Annotated in this window: 6 protein-coding genes and 1 tRNA gene; all 7 read left to right on the plus strand. The window is 71.9% G+C overall.

Annotated elements, in window-relative coordinates; translation table 11 throughout:
- On the plus strand, positions 1-661 hold a 661-nt coding region (locus ACZDWJ_RS17110), incomplete at its 5' end, for a molybdopterin molybdotransferase MoeA (RefSeq protein WP_463522905.1).
- A 41-nt stretch (positions 662-702) separates the two neighbouring features.
- Entirely contained in the window at positions 703-1,140 is a 438-nt protein-coding gene (gene moaC / locus ACZDWJ_RS17115; protein WP_463522915.1) for a cyclic pyranopterin monophosphate synthase MoaC, read from the plus strand.
- Complete coding sequence (locus tag ACZDWJ_RS17120) at positions 1,137-1,613, plus strand: MogA/MoaB family molybdenum cofactor biosynthesis protein (RefSeq protein WP_463522907.1); 477 nt, start codon at positions 1,137-1,139, stop codon at positions 1,611-1,613. Before moaC ends, ACZDWJ_RS17120 begins: the two co-directional genes overlap by 4 nt.
- Positions 1,610-2,230 (plus strand): GNAT family N-acetyltransferase, encoded by a 621-nt coding sequence (locus tag ACZDWJ_RS17125; RefSeq protein ID WP_463522909.1) that lies wholly within the window; start codon positions 1,610-1,612, stop codon positions 2,228-2,230. The genes ACZDWJ_RS17120 and ACZDWJ_RS17125 overlap by 4 nt, the downstream gene beginning before the upstream one ends.
- A 105-nt stretch (positions 2,231-2,335) precedes the next feature.
- The gene (gene sepX, locus ACZDWJ_RS17130) at positions 2,336-3,202 is read left to right on the plus strand and encodes a divisome protein SepX/GlpR (protein ID WP_463522911.1); all 867 of its coding nucleotides are present in this window, start codon (positions 2,336-2,338) and stop codon (positions 3,200-3,202) included.
- Between the two features lie 83 nt (positions 3,203-3,285).
- Positions 3,286-3,361: transfer RNA gene (locus tag ACZDWJ_RS17135), tRNA-Ala, on the plus strand.
- Between the two features lie 313 nt (positions 3,362-3,674).
- A complete protein-coding gene (locus ACZDWJ_RS17140) occupies positions 3,675-6,128 on the plus strand; it encodes a DNA polymerase III subunit gamma/tau domain-containing protein (protein ID WP_463522913.1) in 2,454 nt (817 codons plus the stop codon).
- The last annotated feature ends 32 nt before the right edge of the window (positions 6,129-6,160 follow it).

Here is a 6,160-nt window from a genome sequence, read left to right on the forward strand (position 1 = left end):
TGCCGACTCCATCCACGACTCCAACTCCTACCTGCTGGCCGCCGCCGCGCTCGAGCTCGGCGTCGAGGTGGTGCGGGTCGGCGCCGTCGACGACGACGTCGACGGCTTCTGGCCCACCCTCGAGGGCCTGCTCGACGGCGCCGACGCCGTCGTCACCACCGGCGGGGTCTCCATGGGCGACTACGACGTCGTCAAGGCCGCGCTGCGTCCGCTCGGCACCGTCTGGTTCGGGCCGGTGGCGATGCAGCCGGGCAAGCCGCAGGGCTTCGGCACGGTGGGGGAGCGGGGCGTCCCGATCTTCACGCTGCCGGGCAACCCGGTGTCGGCCTACCTCTCCTTCGAGCTGTTCGTGAAGCCGGCGCTGCGCCGGATGATGGGCCGCTCGGACGTGCGCACCGGCACCCGCACGGCCACCGTCACCGACGACCTCCGCTCGCCGGCCGGGCGGCGTCAGATGCTGCGCGGACGCCTGGCCGAGACCGCCGAGGGCACCACCGTGACGCCCGTCGGCGGCGCCGGCTCGCACCTCGTCGGGTTCCTCGCCCACGCCGACGCGCTCATCGTGGTGCCCGAGGACGTCACCTCGGTGGCAGCCGGCACCGAGCTCGAGGTGGTCCCGCTGGTCACCGACCCCGTCTCCGGTCGGCAGGTCGCCCCGTGAGCGAGCGGCTCACCCACGTCGACGCCTCCGGCGCGGCCCGCATGGTCGACGTCTCGGCCAAGGACGTCACCGCCCGCTCGGCCACGGCCTCGGGCCGGGTGCTGGTCTCCCCGCAGGTCGTCGCGCTGCTGCGCGGCGAGGGCGTGCCGAAGGGCGACGCCCTGGCGGTGGCCCGCATCGCCGGCATCATGGCCGCCAAGCAGACCCCGGCCCTCGTGCCGCTGTGCCACCCGATCGGCGTCTCGGGGGTGGAGGTCGAGCTCGTCGTCGCCGACGACGCCGTCGAGATCACCGCCACCGTGCGCACCGCCGACCGCACCGGCGTCGAGATGGAGGCGCTCACCAGCGTCACCGTCGCCGCGCTCACCGTCATCGACATGGTCAAGGCCGTCGACAAGGGCGCGGTCATCACCGACGTCCGCGTCGAGGCGAAGTCGGGCGGACGCTCCGGCGACTGGACCCGCGAGGACCTCGCGTGAGCGAGCCCGCGGCGGTCGTCGTCGCCTCCAACCGCGCCGCCGCCGGCGTCTACGAGGACGCCACCGGCCCGCTGATCGTGGCGTTCCTGCGCGAGCAGGGCTTCGAGGTGCCCGAGCCGGCCGTGGTGCCCGACGGCGAGCCGGTGGGCGAGGCGATCGCCGCGGCGCTGGCCGCCGGCGCCCGGGTCGTGCTCACCACCGGAGGGACCGGCCTGACGCCCACCGACCGCACCCCCGAGGTCACCGCGCCGCTCCTCGACCGTCAGGTGCCCGGCCTGGCCGAGGCGATCCGCGCCCACGGCGTCGCGAAGGGCGTGCCCACCGCCGTGCTCTCCCGCGGGATCGCCGGCGTCGCCGGACGCGCGCTCGTGGTGAACCTGCCCGGCTCGCGGGGCGGGGTGAAGGACGCGCTGGCCGTGCTCGAGCCGGTGCTGCGTCATGCCGTCGAGCAGATCGTCGGGAGCGACCATTGAGCCGCGCCTGGCCGGTGACGCTGCGCTGGCGTGAGCAGCACGTCGCCGCCCCCGGCGACCCCGACGTCGTCGTCCGGCCCCTGCGCGGCTCCGACGCCACCGCGTGGCGCCGGGCTCGCGCCCGCAACCTCGCCTGGCTGACGCCGTGGGACGCCACCGTGCCGCCCGGCGCCGACCCGCGTCCGACCACCTTCCGCTCGCTGGTGCGGCGGCTGCGCGCGCAGGCCCGCGCCGGCCGCACCTACCCCTTCGCCGTCGAGCTCGACGGCCGGTTCGTGGGCCAGGTGACGGTGAACAACGTCGTCCGCGGCTCCGCGCAGTTCGCCTCCGTCGGCTACTGGATCGACAAGGACGCCGCCGGCCGCGGCGTCATGCCCCGCGCCGTGGCGCTGGTGATCGACCACTGCCTCACCACCGCCCGGCTGCACCGCATCGAGATCGCGATCCGCCCGGAGAACTCCAACTCCCTGCGCGTGGTGGAGAAGCTCGGCATCGCCGAGGTCGGCTACGCCCCCGGCTTCCTCCACATCGACGGCGCCTGGCGCGACCACCGGATCTTCGCCGTCACCCGCGAGGAGGCCCCCTACGGCCTTTGCGAGCGGGTCGCCCGCGCCTGACGCGGTGATCGAGCCTGTCGAGATCCCATCCGTCACACCAGACAGTTCGTGACACACCGGTAGACATCCGCCCCATGCTGCGCTATCACTCCTAGGCTGCCGAGCGTGGTGGGAACGAGCGGACTGATCTTCGTGGCCGTGGCTGTGGCCTGGGCCGCCTATCTGGTGCCCAAGGCGCTGCGCTACCACGAGGACGTCGCCCGCTCGCGGTCGGTCGATCGCTTCTCCCAGACCATGCGCGTGCTCGCGCGGCGCGAGCCCGTCGACCGCACCCGCGCCCGCCTCGTCGTCACCAAGCCGTCCGCGGCCACCGGTGACGCCGTCGCCGCCGCCGCGGAGGGCCGCGAGGCTCCCGCCGCCCCGACCGCTCCCGCCGCCCCCGCGCGTCAGCTCTCGCCGAAGGCCCGCCGCGAGGCCGCCCGCCTCGCCGCGCAGCGTCGTCGTCGCGTGCTCGGCACGATCCTCGCGCTCCTCGTCGTCACCGTCGCGCTCGCCGCCTTCTCCGTGATCGGCTGGGCCTGGGTCTCCGCGCCTGCCGCCCTGCTGGTGGCCTGGCTGGTGGCCTGCCGCCTCATGGTGCGCCGCGAGCACGGCCTGCCCGCCGTCCCGACGGTCCGGCTGCCGCATCTGGCCCGCGACGCCGAGCCCGCCCCGGCCGCCGACGAGGTCGCCGACACCGAGCTGACCACCGACGTCCCGGTGGTCACCGACACCGGCCTCGAGCCGGTGCCCGCCGAGAGCCCGATGACCGCCCCCGGCCTGTGGGACCCCGTCCCGGTGACCCTGCCGACCTACGTCGACAAGCCCGCCGCCGTGCGCCGCACCGTGCGCACCATCGACCTCGACTCCACCGGCGTCTGGACCTCCGGGCGCACCGAGGCCGATGCCTCCCTGGCCCGCGAGGCCGACGCCCTGGAGCGCCGTCGGCGCGCCGCCCGCGAGGACGACGAGGGCCGCGCGCTCGGCTCCTGATCCGAGGGCCACGCACCCCGGGCCGGATTCGGACTCGGCCCCCTCGGGTGCTAGCCTTCCCGACGCGTCCTTGAGGACGCACTGGGGCTGTGGCGCAGTTGGTAGCGCGTCTCGTTCGCATCGAGAAGGTCAGGGGTTCGAATCCCCTCAGCTCCACCAGATTCCGCGGAGAGCACCTCCGCCGCCGCGATCCTCTCATCGCCTTGATGTCGATCCCGCCCGGTCCTCCGGGCGGGATCTCTGCGTGTCGGCCATCGCTGGCCTGCGTCCACGCCGCTCGGGCTCCTTCGATCCGACATGGTCGGGCGCCGCATGAGCAGCCGCATATCGCAGGCGCTCGAGGGCCCGGTTGGCGAGTTGTTCATCTGCCGGTCTAGACCGGCGGGGGTATCTGCGATTAGGGAATCGTCTCAGACTTCTCTCAGGTTAGGTTCGCGCTGGCTTGCCGCCGGGCGGACCTATCGATCGGGGGATGGGCATGCGGGTCTCGGTGCGTCGCGCGCAGGTTGTGGCGGTTCTCGTCGGGGGTCTGGTCTCGACGGGGCTGGGTGTCGTTCCACTGGCTCCGGCCTCGGCGGTGGCGCCGAGTCCTGTGATGGCGACGGCCGATCTGCCTGGGGTGGATGTCGACCCGGTTCAGGGTGATGCGCGCAGTCCGGAGAAGTTCACCTCGCCGGATCTTCCGGACGATGCGGCTGATCTACCCGTGGGCGATGGGGCTGCGGAGGCGGGTAGCTCGTGGGCCGATGTTGGCGATGTGCCTGTGGAGGTGCGGGCAGCGGATGAGGTCACGGTCCTGCCGGTCGACCCGATGCAGGGCGCGACGTCGGAGGACATCCCGGCTGATCCCGCGTCGAACGCGGATGTTCCGGTGGCCGTGTCGGTGGCCCCGACTGCTGATGGGCAGACCCCGGGTCTCGTGATCGACGTCCAGCCCGTGGATGGATCCGCGACGAGCACCGAAGGCCCTGCTGATCGGGCGACTGATGGCGCTGTTGATGGTCAGCCGAGCCAGGCGGCGGCTGCTGGCGCTGCGGCTTCTGACGCCCCGTCTGCGGGGCCGTCGTCGACGAACACTCCCAGCGGCTCGGGGGAGCTGTCTGCTTCGGAGCCCACTGATTCTTCGAGCAGCGTGCTGGGCGATTCGGGGGAGCCAGGGGAGCCGGGGGTGTCGGGTGAGCCGCAGGCGGTGGATGTGCGGTTGTCGTATGCCGACTTCCGGTACGCCTTCGGTGGTGACTGGGGTTCGCGGCTGCGGGTGATCGCGTATCCGGCGTGCTTCAAGACCACCCCTGAGGTCGCTGCGTGCAGCCAGGGCGTGGTGGTTCCGTCGGTCAACGACGAGGCCACCCAGACCCTGACGTTCACCACGGTCGACCTTGCGGCCGCACAGGAGGCCCCGCTCTCCGGCGACGCGGCTGGCCCGGCTGGCCCGGCCCCTCTTGCTGACCCTTCTGCCTCTTTCGGGCCTGGTGCGGGCGAGCCTTCTGATGCGCCCTCGAGCCCTGGTACGGGCGGCTCGGGGCCCGCGGCAGCACCGTCCCGGCTCGCGGGTGCGGGTGACGGCGGCTGGCGGGGTGCGCATGGTGGCCGGATGGTTGCGATGGGCGCCCCGGCTGCGGGCGCAGCTGCGGCGGACGCGCTGGCGGCGGCCGTGCTGGCCCCCGCTGCCGCACGGGGTGTTGCGGGTGGGTCGGTGTCGTCGTTGGTGCGTGCTGCGGGTACGACGGGTGGCACGACGTATGTGGTGTCGGCCTCGGGCGCGGGTTCGAACGGCGACTTCGCGGCTGAGCCGACGAAGCCTGCGGATTCCTGGCAGACCGGCCAGGGCAGTGGCGACTTCTCCTACAGCTACCCGTTGACGTTGCCGGCGCCGGCGGTGGGCGGCTCGGCGCCGTCTTTGTCGATCGACTACTCCTCGGGTGCGGTCGATGGGATGAACATGGCCGAGAACGGTCAGGCCTCGATGATGGGGCTGGGGTGGAGCCTGTCGTCGTCCTACATCACCCGCGACTTCGCGAACTGTCTCGATGACGGGCACACCGGGTTCGCTGACCTGTGCTGGAAGACCACGAACGGGGAGCTGTTCAACCGCTACTCGATCGTGTTGAACGGGCACGCGACGACCATCGTCCGCGACTCCTCCGACAACACCCTGCGGTTGCAGGACGACCCGGGTTGGACGGTGGAGAAGGTCGCCGGCGATGGGGTGGACACCAGCCTGCCCAACAACGCCGATGCCGGCGATGAGGCCATCAAGGTGATGGACCCTGACGGCACGACCTACTGGTTCGGGTTCGGCTGGGGCAGCAACTCGGTGCTGACCGTCCCGGTCTACGGCGACGACGCCGGCGAGCCGTGCTACGACGCCACCGACATCCACAAGTCCTCGTGTCGTCAGGGCTGGCGGTTCGGGCTGGACAAGGTCGTGGACCGCAAGGGCAACATCACGTTGTTCGACTACGCGCGGGTGCAGAACTACTACGCCGGGTTCAACCAGAGCGGCACGAGCGGTCGTACCGCCTATGACCGCGACGGCTACGTGACCTCGATCCGGTACGGCTTCAACCGCGGCATCGGCGTCAGCCCGAGCTCGGCGGATGCCTACACCAAGGTCAACCTCAACGTCCGGGTCCGCTGTGTCGATGCGTTGACGAACCCCGACGAGGGCTGCACTGGCTCCAAGAGCGCGGCGTTCGACCCCTCGGGGTGGCCCGATGTGCCGACCGATGAGATCTGCACCTCCTCGCAGACGACGTGCAGCAACTTCTCGCCGACATTCTTCTCCACCGCCCGCTATGACTCGATCAGCACTCAGCGGGTCAACGGCGCGTCGATCTACAACGTCGACAAGTACCAGTTCACGTTCGCGATGCCGACTGACCCCGACAATCCCAACGACCGGGTCTGCTGCACGGATAGGTGACATCTGATCTGCGTCGATGTGTGTCGGCGCTG

Source organism: Nocardioides sp. B129/18, assembly GCF_055282735.1.